The organism is Aurantiacibacter spongiae (assembly GCF_003815535.1).
Classification (GTDB): domain Bacteria; phylum Pseudomonadota; class Alphaproteobacteria; order Sphingomonadales; family Sphingomonadaceae; genus Alteraurantiacibacter; species Alteraurantiacibacter spongiae.
This window is the reverse complement of record NZ_RPFZ01000001.1, coordinates 404,415-425,503: the sequence shown is the minus strand read 5'-3', so window position 1 is coordinate 425,503 and position 21,089 is coordinate 404,415. Positions and strand designations below refer to the sequence as shown.

The 21,089-nt window shown below is 62.5% G+C and carries 19 protein-coding genes; 9 read left to right on the top strand and 10 right to left on the bottom strand.

Going from position 1 to position 21,089, the window contains the following annotated elements; genetic code table 11:
- Positions 1 to 6: 6 nt before the first annotated feature.
- Positions 7 to 717 (bottom strand): SDR family NAD(P)-dependent oxidoreductase, encoded by a 711-nt coding sequence (locus EG799_RS02180; protein WP_123878146.1) that lies wholly within the window; start codon positions 715 to 717, stop codon positions 7 to 9.
- A 109-nt stretch (positions 718 to 826) separates the two neighbouring features.
- Here EG799_RS02180 and sdhC point away from each other — a divergent pair, with 109 nt between their 5' ends.
- From sdhC to EG799_RS02135, 9 genes are all read left to right on the top strand, one after another.
- A complete protein-coding gene (gene sdhC / locus EG799_RS02175) occupies positions 827 to 1,207 on the top strand; it encodes a succinate dehydrogenase, cytochrome b556 subunit (RefSeq protein ID WP_123878144.1) in 381 nt (126 codons plus the stop codon).
- An 8-nt stretch (positions 1,208 to 1,215) separates the two neighbouring features.
- Positions 1,216 to 1,632, top strand: coding sequence for a succinate dehydrogenase, hydrophobic membrane anchor protein (gene sdhD, locus EG799_RS02170; protein WP_123878142.1), 417 nt, complete (start codon positions 1,216 to 1,218; stop codon positions 1,630 to 1,632).
- Positions 1,632 to 3,464 (top strand): succinate dehydrogenase flavoprotein subunit, encoded by a 1,833-nt coding sequence (gene sdhA, locus EG799_RS02165; protein WP_123878140.1) that lies wholly within the window; start codon positions 1,632 to 1,634, stop codon positions 3,462 to 3,464. Before sdhD ends, sdhA begins: the two co-directional genes overlap by 1 nt.
- An 8-nt stretch (positions 3,465 to 3,472) precedes the next feature.
- A complete protein-coding gene (locus tag EG799_RS02160; RefSeq protein ID WP_123878138.1) occupies positions 3,473 to 3,970 on the top strand; it encodes a hypothetical protein in 498 nt (165 codons plus the stop codon).
- Between the two features lie 45 nt (positions 3,971 to 4,015).
- Positions 4,016 to 4,861: a glycoside hydrolase gene (locus tag EG799_RS02155; RefSeq protein WP_234028976.1), complete on the top strand. Its 846-nt coding sequence runs from the start codon at positions 4,016 to 4,018 to the stop codon at positions 4,859 to 4,861.
- A 191-nt stretch (positions 4,862 to 5,052) separates the two neighbouring features.
- Positions 5,053 to 6,573, top strand: coding sequence for an O-antigen ligase family protein (locus tag EG799_RS02150; RefSeq protein ID WP_158610991.1), 1,521 nt, complete (start codon positions 5,053 to 5,055; stop codon positions 6,571 to 6,573).
- 2 nt (positions 6,574 to 6,575) lie between these two features.
- Entirely contained in the window at positions 6,576 to 7,298 is a 723-nt protein-coding gene (locus EG799_RS02145) for a polysaccharide biosynthesis/export family protein (RefSeq protein ID WP_123878134.1), read from the top strand.
- 92 nt (positions 7,299 to 7,390) lie between these two features.
- Positions 7,391 to 9,478 carry a GumC family protein gene (locus EG799_RS02140; RefSeq protein ID WP_158610990.1) on the top strand — a complete coding sequence of 696 codons (2,088 nt, stop codon included), beginning with the start codon at positions 7,391 to 7,393 and terminating at the stop codon, positions 9,476 to 9,478.
- Positions 9,479 to 9,481: 3 nt separating this feature from the next.
- Positions 9,482 to 10,672 carry a hypothetical protein gene (locus tag EG799_RS02135; RefSeq protein ID WP_123878130.1) on the top strand — a complete coding sequence of 397 codons (1,191 nt, stop codon included), beginning with the start codon at positions 9,482 to 9,484 and terminating at the stop codon, positions 10,670 to 10,672.
- A 63-nt stretch (positions 10,673 to 10,735) separates the two neighbouring features.
- Here EG799_RS02135 and EG799_RS02130 read toward each other — a convergent pair whose 3' ends face one another.
- From EG799_RS02130 to EG799_RS02090, 9 genes are all read right to left on the bottom strand, one after another.
- Positions 10,736 to 11,362, bottom strand: a complete 627-nt coding sequence (locus EG799_RS02130; RefSeq protein ID WP_123878128.1) for an acyltransferase — start codon at positions 11,360 to 11,362, stop codon at positions 10,736 to 10,738.
- Position 11,363: 1 nt separating this feature from the next.
- Entirely contained in the window at positions 11,364 to 12,686 is a 1,323-nt protein-coding gene (gene wzy / locus EG799_RS02125) for an O-antigen polysaccharide polymerase Wzy (RefSeq protein ID WP_158610989.1), read from the bottom strand.
- Complete coding sequence (locus tag EG799_RS02120) at positions 12,683 to 13,921, bottom strand: glycosyltransferase family 4 protein (protein WP_234028975.1); 1,239 nt, start codon at positions 13,919 to 13,921, stop codon at positions 12,683 to 12,685. Before EG799_RS02120 ends, wzy begins: the two co-directional genes overlap by 4 nt.
- A 44-nt stretch (positions 13,922 to 13,965) precedes the next feature.
- A complete protein-coding gene (locus EG799_RS13940) occupies positions 13,966 to 14,931 on the bottom strand; it encodes a glycosyltransferase (protein ID WP_158610987.1) in 966 nt (321 codons plus the stop codon).
- A 12-nt stretch (positions 14,932 to 14,943) separates the two neighbouring features.
- A complete protein-coding gene (locus EG799_RS02115; protein ID WP_123878122.1) occupies positions 14,944 to 15,762 on the bottom strand; it encodes an FkbM family methyltransferase in 819 nt (272 codons plus the stop codon).
- A gap of 53 nt (positions 15,763 to 15,815) precedes the next feature.
- Positions 15,816 to 16,412 carry an acyltransferase gene (locus EG799_RS02110; RefSeq protein ID WP_123878120.1) on the bottom strand — a complete coding sequence of 199 codons (597 nt, stop codon included), beginning with the start codon at positions 16,410 to 16,412 and terminating at the stop codon, positions 15,816 to 15,818.
- Positions 16,413 to 17,670: 1,258 nt separating this feature from the next.
- A complete protein-coding gene (locus EG799_RS02100; RefSeq protein ID WP_123878116.1) occupies positions 17,671 to 18,975 on the bottom strand; it encodes a lipopolysaccharide biosynthesis protein in 1,305 nt (434 codons plus the stop codon).
- A 305-nt stretch (positions 18,976 to 19,280) separates the two neighbouring features.
- Positions 19,281 to 19,844 carry an ATP-dependent Clp protease proteolytic subunit gene (locus EG799_RS02095; RefSeq protein ID WP_123878115.1) on the bottom strand — a complete coding sequence of 188 codons (564 nt, stop codon included), beginning with the start codon at positions 19,842 to 19,844 and terminating at the stop codon, positions 19,281 to 19,283.
- 39 nt (positions 19,845 to 19,883) lie between these two features.
- Positions 19,884 to 21,056, bottom strand: coding sequence for an alpha-hydroxy acid oxidase (locus EG799_RS02090; protein ID WP_123878113.1), 1,173 nt, complete (start codon positions 21,054 to 21,056; stop codon positions 19,884 to 19,886).
- Positions 21,057 to 21,089: the final 33 nt, after the last annotated feature.

Genomic DNA, 21,089 nt, shown 5'->3' with positions numbered 1-21,089 from the left:
CGGCTCCTACCGGACATGACTGGCACCATTGGCGTCGATGGTCGCGCCGGTCATGCTAGCCGGCGCGTCGAGCGCACAGAAAGTCACGATTTCGGCGATCTCCTCCGGTTCCGCGACCCGGCCCAGCGGGATGTCCGCCAGCAGGCCCGGCCCGCCCCGGCTGGCCAGGTAGTCACCCGCCATCGCCGTGTCGGTAAAGCCCGGCGCTATGGCGAAGCTGAGGATATTGTCGCTGCCGTAACCGCGCGCGATGGTCTTGTGCATCGCAAGCATCCCGGCCTTCGCCGCCGCGTAGTGCCAGTGCGACGGGGAATCGCCGCGATGCCCGGCGCGGCTGGCGACATGGACGATCCGCCCGCCCCGTCCGCTCGCGCGCCAGTGACGTACCGCGAAGCGCGAGAGTTGCGCCGCCGAGGTGAGGTTTATGCGCAAGGTGTCCTCCCACCGGTCGAGCCATTCGATGTCGCTCGCATCGAGCGGACTTTGTTCGAACAGACCGGCATTGTTAACCAGCACGTCGATCCGTCCCTCCATCCGGTCGACGGCCTGTTGCCAGAGCATCTGCGGGGCGGGCGGGTCGGCGAAGTCGGCTGCGATCGTGTCCGCGTCCACCGCGCTGGTCGCATGCCCCACCACGTTCGCTCCCCTTGCGCGAAGGCTTTCGACGATGGACCTGCCGATACCGCGGCTCGATCCCGTGACGAGAATATTGGTCATGCCCGGGGCATAGCGGGCCGATCATCGCTGCGAAAGGGCGGGCCGCCGCTTGCCCTCGTCCGCGAAAACGCTATCTGGGGCGCGAACCCACCCTTGGATGGAACAAAATATGGCCGACCGCCCGCTCTCACCGCATCTGGGAATATGGAAATGGGGACCGCACATGATGGTCTCCATCCTCCACCGCGTCACGGGTGACGGCATGGCGATCGTGGGCCTCGGGGTCCTGCTGTGGTGGCTGGGTGCGCTTGCAGGCGGAGAGGAATCCTACGCCGCTTTCTACGACCACGCCTCCGCCTGGTACGGGATCGCTGTGCTGATCGGGTTGACCTGGGCGTTCTTCAACCATGCCTCCTCGGGCATCCGGCATTTCGTACTCGATCTCGGCGCCGGGTACGAACTCGACACCAACCGCGCGTTTTCCTGGGTATCCATGGCGTCGGGGGTGATCCTGAGCGTGATCTTCTGGGCCGCGATCCTTCTGCTGTAGGACTGAACATGGGACGTAACACAACACTCGAACGCGCGGGCGGCAAGGGCACGGCGATCGGCCAGGTCCGCGGACTTGGCTCCTCGCACGAAGGCCCGCATCACTGGATGCTTCAGCGCTTCACCGCCATCGGCAACCTGGTCACGGTCGTGTTCCTGGGCCTTTCCCTGGCCTTCCTTCCCGACCGTTCCTACGCCAGCGTCAGCGGTTGGCTCGGCGAACCCCTGCCCGCCTTCATGATCGCGTTGCTGGTGATCTCGACATTCTGGCACGCGCGCCTCGGTCTTCAGGTGATGATCGAGGATTACGTGGATTCGCCGGGCAACAAATTCGCCGCCGTGACCCTTCTCAATCTCGTCGCCGTGGCAGGGGCCGCCTTCGGCCTGTTCTGCCTCGCCCGCCTCGCTTTCGCAGGAGCCGCCTGATGGCCCGCACCCAGACGTTCGAAATCAACGGCCGCGCCTATCCCATTACGGATCATACCTACGACGTTGTCGTGGTCGGCGCCGGCGGCTCCGGCCTTCGCGCCACGATGGGGGCGGCGGAGGCGGGTCTGCGCACCGCGAACATATCGAAAGTGTTTCCCACCCGCTCGCACACGGTTGCGGCGCAGGGCGGCATCGCGGCGAGTCTGGGCAACAATACGCCCGACCACTGGCAATGGCACATGTACGATACCGTCAAGGGGTCGGACTGGCTCGGCGACCAGGACGCCATCGAGTATCTCGCGCGAGAGGCGCCGCAGGCCGTGTACGAGCTCGAACATGCTGGCGTGCCGTTCTCCCGCAACGAGGACGGCACCATCTACCAGCGACCCTTCGGCGGTCATATGCAGAACATGGGCGAAGGCCCGCCCGTACAACGCACCTGCGCCGCGGCGGACCGCACGGGGCACGCAATGCTCCACGCGCTCTATCAGCAGAGCCTGAAATACGACGCCGATTTCTTCATCGAATATTTCGCCATCGACCTCATCATGCGCGACGGAGCATGCGTTGGCGTGATTGCCATGTGTCTCGACGATGGCAGCATCCACCGTTTCCGCAGCCACGGAGTAGTGCTGGCGACGGGCGGATACGGCCGTTGCTACTACACCGCCACCAGTGCGCATACCTGCACCGGCGACGGTGGCGGCATGGTTCTGCGCGCCGGTCTGCCGTTGCAGGACATGGAATTCGTGCAGTTCCACCCGACCGGCATATACGGCGCCGGCGTGCTGATTACCGAGGGCGCGCGGGGCGAGGGCGGTTATCTCACCAATTCGGAGGGCGAGCGCTTCATGGAGCGGTACGCTCCGTCGGCGAAGGATCTCGCCAGCCGCGATGTCGTTTCGCGTTCGATGGCGCTCGAGATGCGCGAAGGGCGCGGCGTGGGGCCGGATGGCGACCACATCTATCTTCATCTCGACCATATCGCACCGGACGTTCTGGCGGAGCGGCTTCCGGGCATTACCGAGAGCGGCAAGATCTTCGCAGGGGTGGACCTCACGCGCCAGCCTTTGCCGGTGACGCCGACCGTTCACTACAACATGGGCGGTATCCCGACGAACTATCACGGCCAGGTCGTGACCCTGGGACCGGACGGTGATCCCGATCATGTCGTGCCCGGGCTTTACGCGGCAGGCGAAGCGGGCTGCGTGTCGGTTCACGGCGCCAACCGCCTCGGCTCCAATTCGCTGATCGACCTCGTCGTCTTCGGCCGGGCCATCGGTATCCACCTCAGGGAGAACCTGAAACCGGGCGCCAGTCATGAGGAACTGGCCAAGGACAGCGTCGATTTCGCGCTGACCCGGCTCGATCACTTCCGCCACGCCAAGGGCGGATCGCCCACGGCGGAGGTTCGCAAGGCCATGCAGCAGACCATGCAGAAGCATGCCGCCGTTTTCCGCAATTCCGAACTCATGGCGGAAGGTGTCGCGCAGTTGAAGGCCGAGAACAAACGGATGGAGGACATCCACGTTACCGACCGCTCGTTGATCTGGAACAGCGACCTGATCGAGACGCTGGAACTCGACAATCTGATGGCCCAGGCCAACGTGACCATCGCGAGCGCGGAAAACCGCAAGGAAAGCCGCGGGGCTCACGCACACGAGGATTATCCCGATCGCAACGATGCCGAGTGGATGAAGCATACGATAGCCTGGTTCGACGGCTGGGGCGGCAAGGGCGGCGACGTGAAGATCGACTACCGGCCGGTCCACGATTACACCCTGACGGACGACATCGAGTACATCGAGCCGAAGAAGAGGGTCTACTGAGCGAACCCATGCGATTGTCTTCGCTCCTGTTCGTTCTGGTCGTGGGCCTCGTCGCCTGTAGCGACGGACTGGCGCATCGAAATCCCGGCGAACCGCTCCCGAGTTTTCAGCTGATGGGGATGGAGCAGGGCGAATCGACAATCGGGGAAGCGGTTTCCTCGGGCCTTGTCGAAGGCTGCGATCCGGCAGTGGCGAATACGGTCTGCAGGCTGCCCCGCTTCGGCTACGGGCGAATTCGGCAGGGCTTCCTCCTGCTGGAATTCGAGGACAGCCGCATGCACGCGGCGAAATTCTGGTTTCTTTCGGACAACTTCCCGGTGATGACCGAGAACTTCGACCGCTATTACGGAAGTCCCTGCCGCAAGTCGGGCAAGGAGGGAGTCGGTCGGGGCCGGGTATGGATCTGGTGTTTCCAGCAGGGCGATCTCGTCCTGCAGGAACGCCTGCACCTGCGTCACGGTGTGCTTCAGCGCGGGGAAATGCGCTTCGTCCCGAATGCGACCTAGGCGTTGCTCAACGTCGACCAAGGTCCAGCGGGACCAGGGAATGCCATGCGGGTCATTTCCGCCCTGGCGGCCCTCGCACTGACCGCCTGCGCGTCCACCGCCGTGCCACCCCCGAACGGCTTCTACACCAGGCAGGTCCTGGCTGCCGGCATACCCGTCCGCTCCAGCGCGCGCGTTTCGCAAGTGGCGCTCGATGCAGCGCGGGAGATGATCGAGGGCATGCTCGGCGCCCGGCCCGATCTCGCTGCCGAACTGGTGAGGCAGGACTACACCGTTTCGGTCATCGCGCAGGACGAGGCGCTGCTCGATCTTCCGGAGAATGCGGACTGGACAAAGCCTGCGCGCGACGATCCCCGCCTGACGCGTTGCGAGAAGCTGCATTACGATGAACGGATCGGTCGGCTGACCGACCGCCAGTACTGGGACGCGCGCGCCCGGGGTATCGGCGGGCAGCGAACCGCGGTGGCCGAGGAGGATGTGCTGGGCCTGCGCTCGAGCCGCTATTACGGCGAGACGATCCTCGTCCACGAATTCGCGCACAACATTCTGTTCGCCATTCAGGACGTCGACCCCGCGCTCTACGCCGAGGTCGAGATGGCCTACGCCAACGCGCTGGCCGACGATCTCTTTCTCAACGAATATGCGACGACGACCGTGCAGGAATACTGGGCCGAGGGGACGCAGACCTGGTTCGATTCCAACCGCCTGATCGTGGTGGACGGACGGCAAATCCTGAACCACGACGATCTGGAAGCGTATGATCCCCGGCTCTACGCGGCGCTGGCAAAGGCGTACGGCAGCAACCACGCATTGCGGTCCGACCCGTTTCATCTGAGCGAGGCACGCGTGCCGCCTGGCCCCATCCCGGAAAACACCGCCGAGGTATGTTGACGGGCTCGCCGCCGGATGAGCCGGCCGGCGAAGGGAACCGGGCCCCGGGCGAAGATCAGGCCAGAGGGTGCCCGGTCCATACGCCCCGCGGTTGAAATCCGCAGAAAACTGGAATTTCTTCCGGAGCGGTCTCGGGGAAAATGATGGATGCGCGGTTTGCAAATCGAACGAATTGCGGCAGACGCGGCGGGATGAATCGATCTTCGTCCCGGCAGCATCACAAGCGCCGCACGCGCTCTTCCGGCGCGCGCCGAGGCCCGCAGTGGTTCGCGCTACAAGGTCATGCGGCTTTCGTAGCCTTCGTGGTTCTGTGCATTTTCATCATGCTTCTGGGCGGAGCGTCGCGATACGACGTGCAGACCCTGCCCTGGCTGCGCACGGGCTGCATCCTCGTGCTTGCAGTTGCGGTGTGGAAATTGCCGCCCGGTAACCTGCGGGCGGTCAGGTGGCCTCTTCTGCTCGTCCTCGCCCTTGCCCTCGTCATGGTCGTGCAAGTCATTCCCCTGCCGCCTGCATTGTGGGAGAGCTTGCCCCATCGGGACATCATCGTGGAGATCCAGGAGGCTGCGCGAATGCCGGAAGTGTGGCGACCGATCACCTTCTCGCCGGCCCGCACCCTCAATTCGCTCGCATCGCTGAGCGTCCCGCTCGCCGTGCTTGCCATGCTGGCATGGCTGACGCGCGAAGAACGACGAAACGCCTTGTGGGTATTCGTGGCGATGGGCGCCTTCAGTGCGGTGCTGGGCCTTCTGCAACTGGTTCTTCCGGGTTCCGACAACCTCTATTTCTATGACATTACCAACGCCGGTGATGCTGTCGGGGTGTTCGCAAATCGCAACCACAACGCGGTTTTTCTCGCCCTCTGTCTGCTGGCTGTCCTCTGGCGCGAACGCACCGACCGCGAGCGGATGGGCCCGTCGCTGCGGATCTGGGCGTGGGCGGCGGCCGGACTTCTTCTTGTCGGGATCTTGGTCAATCCATCGCGCGCGGGACTGCTCATTCTGGCACTGGTGATATTGATCACCGTCGCGAGCAGACTGCTGTTTCGCGACCCTGCATCCGGCCATCCGGATAAAGCGGCCGGGCGCTTCCCGGTTGTTCGAAAGGTTGCGGGAACTCTCGTTCCTTTGATCTGCGTCGTATTGCTGGTTGCCCTTTTATTCGGACAGGGACGGGTTGCAGCGTTTTCGAGGTTGATCGCGCAGGATCCCCTTGGCGAGCAACGCGCCCAGTACCTTCCCATCTTCCTGCAGATGGCAGATGCGTTCAAGATCTGGGGCGCAGGGTTCGGTGCATTCCAGGAAGTCTTTCGCCTGTTCGAGCCGGTCGAACTGCTCGGGCCGCGCTATCTCAATAACGCGCACAACGATTGGCTTCAGGTCGTCATCGAGGGTGGATTGCCTGCTCTGCTTGTCGTGCTTGGAGGAATAGTCTTGCTCGCACGCAGGGCACTCTCGCTTCTGGACCGCAGCGATCAGAACGCGAACGCGAAGCGGGAAACGGCGCTCGCGCTGCTGCTTGTGGGACTGATCGCAGTCGCCAGCCTGTTCGATTATCCCCTGCGCACGCCTATCTTCATGGCATTGCTGGTCTATTGCCTGGTCCAGGCGCTTCGCCCGCCGAATGACAGCGGGGGATACAGGTTGCGTAAAGGCGACCAAGTGCTAGGGCACCGCGATGCCCGCGTCAGGAATACGGGCAAGGGATTGTAAAGTTGCACTATCGTCACGTCATCGCCGCTTTCTGCGGGCTCGGGCTGTTGTCTGCCTGCGCCTCGTCGAAACCCATCGGTATGGCTCCGAACGTTGAGGTTGCACAGTTGTCCGGCCTCCCGGTGCCGAGCGGGGCGGATTATACACCAGACGTTCGGTTCAGCACGTTGCGGCCGCTCGATACCCTGCAGGTCGATGTCTTCGACGTCCCCGAACTGAGCAAAGAGGTACAGGTCGGGGTAGGCGGGACGGTCGACTTCCCGCTGATCGGCACGATCGACGCGCTCGGCATGACGACGGAGGAATTCGCGGCCGAGGTAGAGCGGCGGCTGCGCGGTTCCTACGTGCTGGAACCGGATGTGACCGCCCGGCTGACGGCGCGATCGGAACAGCTTTTCACGATCAGCGGCGAGGTCGACGATCCGGGGCGTTACCCGATCAACGCGCCGATTACGTTGATCGAGGCGGTGGCGATCGGCAACGGGCTGGCCGAATACGCGAAGCGAGACGAGGTGCTGGTGTTCCGCACCGTGGACGACGTGCGGTATATCGGCGTCTACAACATAGGTGCTATCGAACGCGGAAACTATCCGGATCCGCAGATCTACCCCGGTGACATCGTCGTCGTCGGCGATTCGCCGAATCGTCGGCGTCTGGACCAGATTCTCGCGATCTCGTCCGCGGTCCTTTCGCCGCTCGTGCTCGTCGAGCGGGTTTTGAGGTAATCATGCCACAGTACCCCACGCAGCTCCCGGCTACCGAAGCCGAGCCCGTTGCCTCGAAGGCCGCGCCTGAATTTCATGGTTCTAGTTCCTTGGTGGCCCCCATCGTCGAGCAGGTCTTGCAGGCGATCAAGAACAACCGCTGGCTGATACTTGCCATCGTCGCTGCCAGCCTGGTCATCGGCCTCGTCGGCACCATGCTCGATACGACGCTTTTCCGTGCCACGAGCAGGATCGAGATCAGCCGGACCGACAGCAGCATCGTCGACGAGGAAGGAACCGCGTCGGAGATGCGGTTGCGCGACCAGCAGTATTATCTGACGCAATATCAAATCCTCCGCGCGCGTTCCCTCGCCACGCGTGTCGTGCGCGAACTCAATCTCGCCCAGGACGAGCAGTTTCTCGAGACCTTCGGCCTTACCGCGCTTCCCGAAACCAACCAGGAAGAGGCGTTGGCCTCAGTCCTGCTCGGCAATATCGATATTGCTCCGGTGGAACGCTCGTCGCTCGTCGACATCAGCTTCACCAGTCCCAACCCGCGCGTATCGGCGCAGATCGCGAATGGCTGGGCGGAGGCGTTCATCGCGTCCAATCTCGACCGACGCTACGGAGCGTCCATCGAAGCGCGTCAGTTCCTCGAGCAGCGGCTCGCCGAACTCCGTCAGCGGCTCGAGGAAGCCGAGCGGGAACTGATCGCATACGGCGCCAGCAACAACCTGTTCACGATTGAGGCACCCGTTCAGGGCGGCAGCGGCGCGACGGCTTCGCAGACGCTCGTCGCATCGGACCTGCAGGCGCTGAATGCGGAACTCAGCCGGGCAACGGCAGAACGCATCGCCGCCCAGAGTGCGCTGGCCGCTCCGGGTGGCTCCTACAACATGTCGGACGAAACGGTTATCGGACAGTTGCGTCAACAGCGTGCGTCGCTGGTCGCAGAACGTGCGGAACTGCGCACGCGCTTTGCCGACGACTACCCTCCGGTTCGTGCGCTGAACGCTCAGATTTCCCAGCTCGACAGCGAAATCTCTGCGGCGCAGAGCAGGGCTTCCGGATCGGTGCGTGACAGGTTCGAGCAAGCCCGCGCGAGGGAGCAGCAGCTTCAGGAGCGGGTCAATCAGCTTCGCGGCGAATTCCAAGATCAGCGCGTCCGCAGCGTGCAGTACGGCATCCTGCAACGCGAAGTGGACACCAACCGGGAACTGTATAACGGTCTGCTGCAGCGATACCGGGAACTGGGCGTGGCCGATATCGGTGAAAGCAACGTCTCGGTCGTCGATGCCGCGCGCGTCCCCCGGGCGCCGTATTCGCCCAATCTCATGCAGAACCTCCTGCTGTCGTTCGTCATCGGACTGCTTGTCGCCGCGGCTGTCGTATTCTTGCGAGAGCAGCTCGACCAGAGCCTGCGCGACCCGCGCGAAGTGTCTTCCCGTCTCGGACTTCCCGTGGTCGGCAGCATACCGATCAGCGATGGCGATTTCGTCGAAGAGATCGGCATGCCCTATACCGCCCTCTACGAGGCTTATTTCGCTGCGTTCAGTTCGCTGGTCTCGATTAACAGGGGCGCACTGCCCCGCTCGCTGATGATCACGAGTTCCCGCCCCGGCGAGGGCAAGAGTTCGAGCGCCATAGCGATGGCGGCGATCGCGGCACGCCAGGGGAAGAAGGTCTTGCTGGTCGACGCGGATATTCGCAACTCGGTCATGCAGTCCTATCTTTCCCTCGATTCGAACATGGGCCTGTCTCAGGTTCTGCGGGGCGACGCCTCGTGGCGCGATACCCTGCTGCGTTCCGAGGAAGCGCAGGGGTTCGATATCCTCCCTGCCGGCCGCAAGGCGACCTCTGCGGCAGAACTGCTTTCCGGACCGAACTTCTCCACTCTGCTGGACGAACTGGAAAAGCATTACGACCTGGTCGTGATCGACGGGCCGCCTGTGCTCGGTCTCGCAGACGCGCCCCTCATTGCCGGTCTTGCCAATTCCGTGCTCTTCTCGCTCGAAGCTAATGCCGGGAAGTGGCGTTACGTCGAAAATGCCATCGACCGCCTCGTTCAGGCGCATGCCAGCATCATCGGCGTTCTCGTCACGAAGCTGGATGAGCGCAATTCGTCTTATGGCTACGGGTACGGATACGGGTACGGTTACGGATACGGCAATGATCGCGACTCCGTGCCGGCGGAAGCCTGAGCCGTGAAGGCGATCCGGATCGTAGCGGCGTTGACGGTGGCCGCTTTCGCTCCCCTGGTCGCGCTTCAGGCGATGGGAAATTCCGGGGTACCGTCTCCCGCCGTCGCCTGGAACGGCTTCAATGTGGCCAAGCTCGCCCTGACCCGGCTCAATCTTGCAGCCGGCGCACAGGGAGCCGCGAGCCCCGTCACCGTGGCAGCGAAACCGACGCAGGCGACTTCGCCGCAGCCCGCATTGGACGGGTTCAAGGTGCGGCCACCGGGTATGGCACTAGCCCACGCCGCGTATGCGAAAGAGCCGTTGGCCAGCGATGCGGCGTTCCTCTTTACCGTCGATGCTATGGATCGCGGCGATACTGCGCGCGCCAACCGACTTCTTGCGCTGACCGGCGATCTGGACAAGCGCAACTCCTATACTGGCCTGTTGCAGATCCAGGCTGCGCTGGAGCGAGACGATCTGAACGAGGCGTTTGCGGTGATCGACAGGATCGCGGTGGTCAAGCCATCCTTCGTGCCGGCGATGGTCGCGTCGATCGCCCCGCTGCTATCCAATCCCGGAATGGCTCGGGAACTGGCCGTTGCCTTTGAACGCGATCCCGTCTGGGCGAACGATTTCTGGCTGCTGAGTTCACGTGTACCCACGGCACTGGAGGGTCTGCTCGCCCTGCGTCGCCTGACGGACACGGGTGTGACGGAAGCGAGCGATAGCGGACTTCTGACAGCAGCGGTGCGCCAGAAGCGCTTTGCCGACGCGCTGGCAATCTGGCGGGGCCTGCCGGGAAACGGTGACAACGATCTGGCCTACATCGATTCCGAAGAATACGCCCCGGTCGGATGGCAATTCGAAAAAGGTGGCCGCAAGACGATGGCGAAGCTTTTGTCAGGGGGCTACCGCGTCTTTGCCGCATCCAATTCGACAGGTGAAATCGGACGGCAGCTCCTCGATTTGCGACCGGGCACCTACAGGCTCGTCGTTGACGGCGATGCTGATACGGTATCGCGGATGCAAGCCACTCTGCAATGCGCCGACGCGGAACAGGCGGATCGCTGGAGGGATACCGGCGAGGCGCTCGAATTCACCGTGTCCGATACGGCGTGCAGCGTCTACTGGCTGAAGATCGGGGTCAATACGTGGGAAGACCGTTCTGATCTCGACGGGAACCTCACCCGGCTTTCGTTCACCAAGATCAACTGATCACCGACATGTCGGGACGGCAAACCCCCGGCCGGTTCGCGCTTTCCGTCCATGCAGACAGCGTCAGTCGGTAGCTTCGGTCAGGCGTTTTCTGATTTTCGCGGGCGTGCCCGCAATAAGGACACCGTCCGGAAAGATGCCGCGAACCACACTGTTCGCACCAACGATACAGTCCCTGCCGATAACTGTGCCCGGAGCGATATAGCAGCCTCTTCCGATCCAGGTGCAATCGCCGATGACGATGGGCGCTGTTGTGTATCCCTGACCTCGCACGCCCGAACCCGGAGAAAATCCGTGTTCCTGATCACGGATCGACACATATTCAGCTATGGCAACGCTGTTGCCGATCGTGACGCCGTCACTCGCCACCACGATGGAGCCGTTGTTGATGGTGGTATCATCGCCGATGCGGATGACCGCCTTGTCGTTTGCAGCGAGCGTCACACCGTCCCCAAATCCGCAATCGCGACCGATCTCGACGCGGCACGGCAGGAGCCCGAAATGCATGCGGCCGAAGAACGCCGTGCTGAACGGCGCTGGCTTATGCCAGGCGAGGACGCGCAGATTGTTCCATAGCAGTCGAAGTTTCAGGGCCGCGACGCGAACGCCGAAGGAAAGGCAACGCAACGTGAAGTCGGCGAATCCCATTTCCTTCAGAAAGGTACGCGCGCGTAGAGAAAGCCCCCCCATGTCAGCCACTTAATCGCGAACGATACCGCGGGCGGGGAACGGTGTTGTGATGGCGGGCGCCGGCCCCGCTCAAGAGTCCGCTCAGTTTTCTCAGGAACACGATAGTGAGGAGGAACAACGGCAGAATGACGAAGAAGGTATCGTAACCGTGGGTAATCGAAGTCAGCAAGTTCGGCAGCAGGGCGAGGTATAGGACCTGCGCCCAGATATCCCCTTCCGATCCGCGGACGAAAAGTCTTCCCAGATAAAACGCGATCAGGCCGAAAATCAGAGAACCGAAATATCCGAAATCGCGAAACGACGTGCCAACGCCCGTTCCGGTCGTACCGGTCTTGTAGAAATAACTGTAGCGGGATTGGAGATTGTCGGTCTGCAATAGACCACTCTTGATCTGCAAATCCTCCTTGAGATTATCGCCGAATATCTGCCTTGCGACATACTGGCTGACAAAGCTGTTCCAGAGCGTACCTCCGTATGCGTAATCCCCGGTATCGCGGGCCAGCTGTACCGAATAGGCGGCATTCCGCACATCGTAGCCGTCGCCGATACTGTCGCGGATGCTTTCCTCGAAATCGATCTCGTTCCAGAGATCTTCCTGGAAGATGGACACGGTTTCGCCGGTGGATTGCGAGATCCGCTGTTGGGCATCGCGTAGCGGAGCGATCGAGAAGACGAATACGAACGCCGCCATCAGCCCCGTCAGGATCAGCGGCTTGGACAACACTATCCGCCGTGCGAACCACATGGCGCCGACCGTCACGATCGCCAGGTTGATAAGCGCCGACCGGCGCAGATAGACCACGAGGAAAGGTAGGCAGATGCTGATGTTCACCAGCGCGAGTGCGATCGTGGCCGGCGTGCGGTGCCTCATGACGAGTATGAGCGAGAGCGCCAGCGTAATGGTGCGGATCTGAATGAAGAAGGTGATGATGACCGCGGGACCGGTCCATTGCTGATTGGCGTCCAGCGTCGTTCGCAGTTGCGCGAGGGAAAACCACAAGACCGCCATCACGACCGTGAGAATTGCCAGGGGGGCAACCAGAGACTGCCAATCGGGAGGGGCCGCCAGCGGTTTTTTCGATGACGATCGCGTTGCCAGAAACCATCCCGCCAACGTCATTCCAAGGCATAGCAGTCCGGTGACGGCCAGCGCGTTCAGCGATCCCTGCGTCAGTGTCAGGGGTTCGTTGATCAGAATTACCTGGGGGGAGAACCACAGGCCCATGACCAGTCCGAAAAGCGTGGGCACCTTGATATAGCCGAAACGCTGCAAGAGCCCGGCGATCCCCACCAGAAGGGACATGAACAGCAGGAGATAGGTCATCGGGTAGGTTCGTTTGTTTCTGCGGGAACGAGCGCGGCACCCAGACGCTGGCTGAAGCCGTCCCATGAATAGGTCCGGGCGAGCACCCTTGCGTCAGCCGCCATTCGGTTACGCACGCTCCGATCTTCCACAAGGCACTCGATCGCTTCGGCAAGGGCAAGCGGATCTCTTTCGGGAACGATGTAGGCTTCTTTTCCATCACGCGCCACACTTCCCGCAGCTGCGGTCGTGACCAGAGGCAGTCCGGAAGCCATCGCTTCGAAGGTGACACCTGCCGAACCTTCGGCCAGCGAGGGGAATGCGAAGATGTCCGCACGGGTGAACTCTTCGCGCAACTGCTGATGGTTCAGTTTTCCGAGAAAGACGAGCTCTCCCGTCTCCGGCCTGGCCGCGATGGTGTCGCTCACCTGTCCGGCCACGCGGAATTCGTAGGGTTTTCCCTTGTCCCGAAGGAGCCGCGCGGCCTGTGCGAGAATGTGGATACCCTTGCGCAGCGACGCTTCGCCAGCGAACAGTATGCGGCCCGGTTGCGCGTCGGGTTCGATGTCGAACCAGCGCGGATTGGCGGCATAGTGCAGCAGCCTTGTATCGGCCCGGTCCACCGCGAAATTCTCGACCAGATCGTCCTGAACGAACTGCGACGGGCAGAGGAAGATGTCTGTCGATTCGATCACTTCATCCGTCGGCGGGCGCAGGCCCCTTTGTTCCAGGACGTCGTCGCCCCAATAGCGATCATCCTTTTCCCACCCCGGAAATCTGCACCGCTCTTCGCGGACGATCCTTTCGGTAGAGGGGGCGATATTGACGTCGGTGATCGTCGTCAGGTTCTTCTGCTTCGCTGCTGCCAGCAATCCTCGCGCTTCCATCAACTGGACGAGCACATGGTCTGCCCCGCCGAAACCGGCCCGTAGCATCGATCTTGCAGCGAAACGATGGGCCCGGTCGATGGCCTCCACCCGCTCCTCCACATTCTGGACTCGCAGCGCGCGCTGCAATTTCCAGGACCACGACGGGAAGACCTTCGTACGTCGCGCGACGGCGTCCGGCATATTCCGGCTCAACATACGGGTTGCGGCAGAGCCGCCGAGAGCCTTCAGGGGGGCACCAAGCAGCTTCAGCCCCGGGGTTGCGTAAAGGTCCGTGTACAAGGCTTCGAGCATGCCTGCCTCCGCCAGCGCGGCAGGCATGGCGTACTGCCGGCGTGAACCGAATTGCACGGCGAGAACCCTCGGCAAGCCTCCCGTTGCCGGTCGTGGCGGATGGTCGGTCGATGGAGCGATCACAGAAGCTCCCGCAAACGTCTTTTGGCCGAAGCGGCTTGGTCGCGGGCCTGATCGAGGAAACGCGGCAAGCCCGGGCGACGCGATGGTCCCCCGTCCTCGTTCCACCGGGCATAGTCGGGTGCGATAGTGTTCTCGATGACGTCGAGCCATTGCGACGCCAGCTTTTCGCGCGTGAAGCCTACGGCCCGTTGTCGGCCGGCATCAACGATGCGGGCATAGTGCGCCGGGTCGGATCGCAAACGTGCCAGCGCGAGTTGCAATTCCTGCTGCGTTTCCACGCGGATGTAATCGACGCCGGCCCGTCCGATCGCGCTGAACGCGCTGTCCGTTCCGGCGACGAGGGGAATGCCGGCGTTCCATGCGTTGAACAGCTTGCTCGGGGGTTTGTTGTCGTGGGCGTTCCCATCGAAATCCCGGATGGCAACCAGCAGATCGACATCGCTCATGTCATGCCACCGGTCGGGCGGAATGACGGCCACGTTCGCCACGGCATCGGACGAGGAACCCTGCATGGAACCGTCCAGGTTGTGCTTGCCGATCCTTCCCCCGTAGGCAATCCGCTCGACCGACCGACGGCCGTCCGCACGCGGAATCATGCCGGGCACGGGCCAGTACGGCAGATAAGCTTGCCGCGGCCCGCACCGTGCGTTGGGGTTCTGGAGAATTTCGAAATCGCAATCGAACAGGCGGGGATAGTCGGCGCGCACGCTTATGCGATACTCCCCGCCGCGCGATCCGACAGTCTCGCGCCAGGTCATGCAATGCGCGAAATTCATGCGTTCGGGCCGCGGCGCGGACGAGATGGTCATGCCCTCGCGGTATTCGCGAAGGATCAGGTAGGACTGCGCCGCCCAGTTGAACCGACCGCCCAGCCAGTATGGATAATCCTCGCCGACCCGCTGCGAGGGCAGGGCGCCAAGTTCCCGTGCGAACGCAGGGGGGACGATGAAATGGATCGACATCGAAGAAGGAGCCTACTGTGTGTCGGCTGTCCGACGCGCGATCGCATGACTGGCTCCGGGTGCGTCGGGAGCGATCGACATGAATTTCTCGCCGCCGATATCGATATCGATCCTGCCGGTCATGGCATCGGCATAGACCTCGCTGGTACCGGGCACGATCCGGTCATGTAATTCGGTAACGATCACGTCGGCCCTGGCGACCCATTCGGGGCGACCCTGCAACAGGGCATTCTCTCCACCCTCGATATCCAGCTTGACGAGATCGAGACCCTGCGCGTCGTAGCGAGCGAGGATGTCCTCGACAGTCACAGCTTGTACCTGCTCGATGGGCCGGGTCTTCCCCCGATCAGCACTCTCGGCGACGAGCGTAAAGCCCCACTGGCCCTTGTCCCGATCGTTCAACGTCAATTCCCCGGCGACGGGCGCCAAGGCGGCATTGACGACCTCGATGTTGGCATAGGGGGCACAATTCCGGCTCGCGAGGGCAAAGTTCTCCGAACTGGGTTCGAGACAGACGATTTTCGTGCGGGGAAAGCGCCGCGCGAGGAGGATGGAGACAAGACCGATATATCCCCCCGCGTCGATGATGAGCCCGTGCCGATCGGACACGACCGGCATGACCTCGTCGAACTCCCCGAGCAGGCAGGTCCGCACGACGCGCAGGTCCGGCGTATTCGGCCGGACCAGCAACGGAATGCCGCGAAACGACAGCCGGTGGGCGGTTCCGCGCCGCTTTCTCAGCGTATCGACGGCGAAGCGCGCTGCCGCGACGGGGTTGCCGGCCGCGATTAGCGCGGCTTCGTAATAGCGATTGGTGGATTGAACGGGCATCGATGCTCTTTGCTGACTGCAAGCGCGTGATTCAATAAGGATATTGGCTGCGTTCAGCCTTCTGCACGCTGAACCTCGCGTTGACCGATGCGGCGCGCGGGAACGCCGCCATAGATTGCCATCTCCTCGATGCGCCGACCAGTCACGACGCCACCGGCAGCGATAATGGCGCCGTCACATATCTCGGCCCCGTCCAGCACGGTTACGTTCGCCCCGAGCCAGACATCGCTGCCGATCGAAATTCCCTTTCGCGTCGATCCCTGTCCCCTGATCTCTCTGTCGGCGGAGATGTTATGATTGGACGGAATGATGATCGTCCCCGCGGCAATGAGTACGGACTTCCCGATAACAAGTCCGCCGTGACCATAAAGGATGCAACCGGGATTGACCGACGATCCGCTCCCGATTGCTATTGTGCCGCCATAGGCGAGAAGGCGGGCGCCCGAATGGATCAAGACGTCATCGCCGAGCGTGATTTTGCCACCCGCTCCTGGTCGCACGAGGGCGCCCGGCATGATCGTGACGTTTTCGCCGATCTCTACTCTGTGAACGAACGCTACCACCTGCGTGTGAATTCGCGCGTAGGCCAGGCCGAATAACCGATGCAGCCCTCCCAGAAGTCCCCAGCGCCCGAAGAAACCGCTATTCACGACGCTTGGCTCCGCGCCGCATACAGGCTGGTCAGCAGCATCAGATTTCGATGATTGTCTGTTCCCGCCTTGCGATGCGCGTCAACGATGGCGCGAAGGTCAATACCTTCGAATGGGGAGCGGGAATTCAGACGTTCCGCTGCGAGATGTGCCATCCGCTGGAATTCGGGCCGCCGTCGAAAGGCCTCGTTGAAATTGAGGTAGTTTTCCTGCCTGTTGACCATGCCCGGGACGCCGAACCGACGCAGCGCGGCCCTGACCTTGGTTTCCAGTTGCTCGGTAAGCGAGCCTGTTCGGCGCGGTCGGGCGAGCGAGAATCCAGGTACGGTCTTGGTCGGCAGCGCCATCATGTCGGGAAATCGCCCGAGCAGGATACGAAAGTACAGCCCGCATCCAAGGCGCAACGTTCCGGGAAGCGCCATCATGAAGGAGCTCCATTCCACATGCGTAAAGGGGGCGACAGTCTCGAGATTTTCACCCGCGTACTGAACCGGCTCCGTATAGGCAGCCTGCTTTACGGCGTAGAGCAATTGTTCCTCGAACGTCATGATTGCGGGATCGTCGATAAAGGGTCGTGACGGCATGCGCGCGGCGAAAGCGGCACGGCTGTCGGTTTCGCGGATTGGGGAGGGGGCCCAGCGGCTTTGCCTCACGAACCGATCGACCGATGACCTGAAATCCGCGCTCTCGTTCGCCGGAAGATACTTGCTGCCCGCCGTCGGATCGCCGAGATAACCCACCCAGACAGCGGAATCATCACCCGCGAAGCGTTCCTTCACGAGGCGGAACTGCGTGGCGGTCCATAGCTCGACCAGAAAGGGAAGCATCGCCGCCGTTTGCGCCATGTCGTCGAGCGTGATGGGCAAATCGTCCAGATTGACGAGTTCGTGTCGGACGCCGGCTGCCCTGGCAACGGCCCTGGGGAACTCATAGTCGTATGTGCCGGGCACGCCGAAGCTGACGGCGACGATCGTTTCGCGATCGACATTCTCGCACAGCCACGCGAGGATGGCTCTGCTGTCGACGCCGCCGCTCAACGGGACGACATGACGCCGGGCGCCGGTGGCCGCAAGGGATCGTGCCATCGTCGCCTCGAACCGCTCCTTCGCTTCGCCCAGCAGGGAAATTTCCGAGCGCTTCGCCAGATCGCGCTTGAGGGCGGCGAATTCTTCCGGTTCGCCCGCGATGCCACGAAGCATGGCGGGATCCCATGTGGGAACATATCCGGCCCACAAAAACGCCAGTTCTTCATCGACAGTCAGCATTGTGTACTTTCTGCGAGCGACCGGTTTGCAAAGCGAAGCATCAGCACGAACCAGAGCAGCGACTGGAGCGCAAAGGCAAGAGCTGCGCCCAATGCGCCGAGTTGTGGGACTAGCGGCAGGCACAATAGCAGGAAAAGGGTGTTCGCCGCGATATGTGCCACGAGGGTAAGCGAAGGCCGCTTCATCGCCATCACGATGGGATTGAGGGGCAGGGCCAGGCCGGTAAAAACCATTCCGGCGAGATAGACCAGCGCGACCGGCCAGGCATCGGCATAATTCGCGCCGAACACCAGATCGAGGAAGAAGGATCCCAGGACGAGAAATCCGGCCAGAATGGCGAGATTGACCCCGCCCATCAGCAACGCCGCCTGCCGGGAAAGCCTGCGTATTCCGCCTTCGTCCCTCTGGCCTACCAGCCGGGCGATCTGCGGAAAGATGGCCACGTAGAAAGGCGTTTGCAGGAGGCCGGTTACCGAACCGATGGCCTTGGCGACGCGATATATGCCCGCCGAATAGGCCGAACCCAGCCCACCCACGACCAGAATGTCGACCCGCCGAACGATAAGGGTCAGGGTGGAATTGAGGTTCGTGACCAGCAGGAAACGCAGGAACCCGCCGCGTTCATCGCGCATGGCGGGACCGGTCAGGGAGATGCCCTGGCGGCGCAGGACCGCGATCGCTCCGATCAGCACTATCATAGGCGGGATTGCCATCGCCGCGATCGCCATCGCCACAAAATCGTCCAGCGAACCTCCCTGCCAGGTGAGCCACAAGGCCCCCACGACGGTGACCGCCGGCCCGACGGGAGCGGAAAACGAGAGGTAGCCGAACCGGTTGAACAGTCGCAGGATACCCGTTGCCGATGCGGTAACGGCATCGGCTATCAGCGGGATCAGGATCAGGAACGCCAGCGGTTCGAGTTGCGCGGGAAACAGGCTTAGCCGCAGCGCGATGGCAATTCCCATCGTGGCGATCGCGACGAAACCGAGATGGGCCAGAATGTCGCAGAGCGCGGAAAAGCGCACGATCTCTCCGAGTCGGGCATCGTCCTTGTCCGCCACGGCATGTCCCGAAAAGCTGATGATCGCCTGCCAGGAATTGAGATTGGCCAGTTCGCTGACGATCTGTGCGGTCGCGACAAACATCGCGAATATGCCGAAGGCCGCCGGACCCAGCGCCTTGCCGATCAGCGCGACCGCAACGAGATTGAGCGCCGATGCACCCGCGTTCCCGCCGAACAGCTTGCCGGAATTGGCCAGGAGCTGAGAAAAATCCGCGCTCGCAATGCGTTTCAGCACCCCGCTTCACCCGAACACCATGGCGTATCGCGACCGCAACGGACCGACCAGCGTCGCCGTTCGATCGGACGATGTATCAAGTCCCCTGCTGGCCTCGATGAGATCATTCCGTTTTCCACATGGGGTCGCATCGCACCGGGTGTTTGAGAGGAATCTCTTTACCGGAACCAGTCTGGTTCGAATGCGAACGCCAAACCGTCCGCGCCTGGCGCTTTAGTGATCGCGGGGGGATTGGCAAGCGGGGCCGCCCCTTTGAACTGGCGCCGCTTGTGCACTTCACGATGCTGTCAGCCGTCGCCGCCAGCTCAGATCACGTCCGCGATCAGACCGATTTCCTTGGCTTTCTGACAGCCGAGGTACCAGTTGTCCTGCGCCTTCGAACGGACGGTTTCGAAATCGACATCGCTACCTTCGACCAGGGCGCGGAATCCTGTTTCCTCGATCTCGATCGAATGTTCGATCTCATTGAGCGCCGCTTTCAGTTGCGCGGTGCAGGATCGCAAGGGACCGGACAGGTTGATCGTCTTGGTGATCTGCCGCTCGTGGATGAGAAGGCTGGTATCCTGCGTCAGAAACCGCTTGTCGATGGGGAAGCCGGCCATGAATGTCGCCCCGGCGGAATAGACCGCCGATTTGCCGAGGAAGAAGATTTCGCGGTCCGCTTCGCGCAACAGACGGATATCGTCAGCCATGGCGCGCGCCACTTCCGGATTTCCGCCGAGCGTGGTGATGGCAACGACCAGCGGCCCCTCCTTCGGCGCGCCGGCAAGCTGGTTGCGAAATTCGTTGTACATCGCTTCGTCCACGCTGCCGATAAGGCGAAGCTGGGGACTGCACCGGATGGTTTCGGTATCGGATCGTTCGCTCATGTCAGCCCAACCGGTCTGCCGGGCCCGCGTTCCGAATCGTCAGCGGAAGCGCAGATTATCCCGGGAAAGCTCCGCAACCGAATGTTTGCCCATGAGCTGCATCGCACGCGTGATCTCCTCGCCCAGCAGGGCAATTGCGCGACGGACGCCAGGCTCGCCCCCTGCCGCAAGGGCATAGAGGTAGAGTCTGCCACCGCTCGCGGCCTTCGCGCCCAGGCTCAGCGCCTTCAGAACATGGCTGCCCCGCCGTATGCCGCCGTCCAGGATCACCTCGATCCGGTCGCCGACTGCCTGCATGATCTCGTCCAGCTGGTCGAAGGGCGCGCGCGATCCATCGAGCTGGCGCCCGCCGTGATTGGAAACCATGATGGCATCGGCCCCGATGTCGGCGGCGCGCCGCGCATCGGCGGCCGACATGATGCCCTTCAGACAGAAGGTGCCGCCCCAATCCAGTCGCAGGCGCTCTGCCTTCGCCCAGTCCAGTTCGGGCTCCAACATCGAGTTGAAGTAGTCCTGCACCGATAAGGCGAAATTGCTGCCGGCGGCCACGTGAGCTTCCAGGTTGGGCAGGGAGAACTTTTCCTTCGTCAGGTAATTCCACGTCCAGCCCGGATGGCCGGCGTAGGAAAGCGCACTGGAGGGGGTCAGGCGAGGGGGGCTCGTGAAACCGGTCCGCTTGCACCTCTCCCGGTTTCCCGAAACGATCGTATCGACGGTCAGCGTGACGGCATCGAAGCGGGCGTCTTTCGCCATATCGAGCAGGGCGGCGTTGAGCCCGCGATCCTTGTGGTAGTAATATTGCAGCATCTTGGGCCCGGCGTAGTTTGCTCCGATCTCCGCGATGCTGACGCTGGAGAGACTGGATACGCCGAACCACAGCCCCGCTTCCGCCGCCGCCGCCGCCACTGCCCGTTCCCCCTGCCAGTGGAACAGTCGTTGCAGCGCGGTGGGCGAGAGCATCAGGGGAAGTGCGCTTTCTCGCCCCAAAACGGTGACCGACGTATCGACTTTTGACCCGGCGAGGACGTCCGGAACAAGGTCTACGTCTGCAAACGCGTCGGTGTTCCGCTGCCGGGTCATCTCGTCATCGGCCGCGCCGTCGATGTAATGGAACACCGGAGCGGGGAGGCGATGCCGAGCCAATTCCCGGAAATCGGCGATGTTGTGGCAGTCGGCCAACTTGCGGACGCGATAGGCGAAGCGATCCCTCATCCCGATTGCCTAGCTTGCCGCCCTCACGAAGTC

What these genes read in the sequence shown, in the direction of transcription:
- EG799_RS02180 (WP_123878146.1), bottom strand. Translation starts at nt 717, where the DNA reads ATGACCAATATTCTCGTCACGGGATCGAGCCGCGGTATCGGCAGGTCC.
- sdhC (WP_123878144.1), top strand. Translation starts at nt 827, where the DNA reads ATGGCCGACCGCCCGCTCTCACCGCATCTGGGAATATGGAAATGGGGA.
- sdhD (WP_123878142.1), top strand. Translation starts at nt 1,216, where the DNA reads ATGGGACGTAACACAACACTCGAACGCGCGGGCGGCAAGGGCACGGCG.
- sdhA (WP_123878140.1), top strand. Translation starts at nt 1,632, where the DNA reads ATGGCCCGCACCCAGACGTTCGAAATCAACGGCCGCGCCTATCCCATT.
- EG799_RS02160 (WP_123878138.1), top strand. Translation starts at nt 3,473, where the DNA reads ATGCGATTGTCTTCGCTCCTGTTCGTTCTGGTCGTGGGCCTCGTCGCC.
- EG799_RS02155 (WP_234028976.1), top strand. Translation starts at nt 4,016, where the DNA reads ATGCGGGTCATTTCCGCCCTGGCGGCCCTCGCACTGACCGCCTGCGCG.
- EG799_RS02150 (WP_158610991.1), top strand. Translation starts at nt 5,053, where the DNA reads ATGAATCGATCTTCGTCCCGGCAGCATCACAAGCGCCGCACGCGCTCT.
- EG799_RS02130 (WP_123878128.1), bottom strand. Translation starts at nt 11,362, where the DNA reads ATGGGGGGGCTTTCTCTACGCGCGCGTACCTTTCTGAAGGAAATGGGA.
- wzy (WP_158610989.1), bottom strand. Translation starts at nt 12,686, where the DNA reads ATGACCTATCTCCTGCTGTTCATGTCCCTTCTGGTGGGGATCGCCGGG.
- EG799_RS13940 (WP_158610987.1), bottom strand. Translation starts at nt 14,931, where the DNA reads ATGTCGATCCATTTCATCGTCCCCCCTGCGTTCGCACGGGAACTTGGC.
- EG799_RS02115 (WP_123878122.1), bottom strand. Translation starts at nt 15,762, where the DNA reads ATGCCCGTTCAATCCACCAATCGCTATTACGAAGCCGCGCTAATCGCG.
- EG799_RS02095 (WP_123878115.1), bottom strand. Translation starts at nt 19,844, where the DNA reads ATGAGCGAACGATCCGATACCGAAACCATCCGGTGCAGTCCCCAGCTT.
- EG799_RS02090 (WP_123878113.1), bottom strand. Translation starts at nt 21,056, where the DNA reads ATGAGGGATCGCTTCGCCTATCGCGTCCGCAAGTTGGCCGACTGCCAC.